Raw genomic sequence first — 600 nt, 5'->3', positions numbered from 1 at the left:
GAGCTCGATCTCGGCTTCACGGAAATCCGCTCGCCGATCGACGGCATTGTCGGCAACAGGCTGGCGCAGGTCGGCACCTATGTCTCGCCGGGCAGCTATCTGCTGACCATCGTTCCCGCCTCGGGCCTGTGGGTCGACGCCAATTTCAAGGAAGACCAGTTGCGCGCCATGGCCGACGGGCAGGCCGCGACCGTCTATGCCGATATCGCTCCCGACCAGCCGCTCAAGGGCCATGTCACCAGCCTGGGGCCGGCGACGGGAGCGATCTTCAGCGTCATCCCGCCGCAGAACGCGACCGGCAATTTCACCAAGATCGTGCAGCGGGTGCCGGTGAGGATCGCGATCGATGCCGACCAGGCGGGCAAGGTGGCGCTTCGGCCCGGCCTATCCACTGTCGTCACCGTCGATACCGGATCGCGCTGAGGGCGCCATGTCAGCACCGGCCGCCCCGCAATCCTTCATCGCCAGCATCCTGCCGTTCATGGTGATGTGCGTGGGGATGTTCATCGCGCTGCTCGACATTCAGATCGTCGCCTCCTCGCTGCAGGATATCGGCGGCGGCCTGTCGGCCGCACAGGACCAGATCGGCTGGGTGCAGAC

The 600-nt window shown here is 65.8% G+C and carries 1 protein-coding gene; it reads left to right on the top strand.

The window, feature by feature from the left end; translation table 11 throughout:
* Positions 1–423 (top strand): HlyD family secretion protein (locus tag EOA28_RS37830; protein ID WP_148671214.1); only part of this gene is annotated, 423 nt, incomplete at its 5' end.
* Between the last annotated feature and the right edge of the window lie 177 nt (positions 424–600).

The sequence above is a fragment of the Mesorhizobium sp. M2A.F.Ca.ET.067.02.1.1 genome (assembly GCF_004023285.1).
Classification (GTDB): Bacteria; Pseudomonadota; Alphaproteobacteria; order Rhizobiales; family Rhizobiaceae; genus Mesorhizobium.
This window is presented reverse-complemented; position numbering and strand designations above follow the sequence as displayed.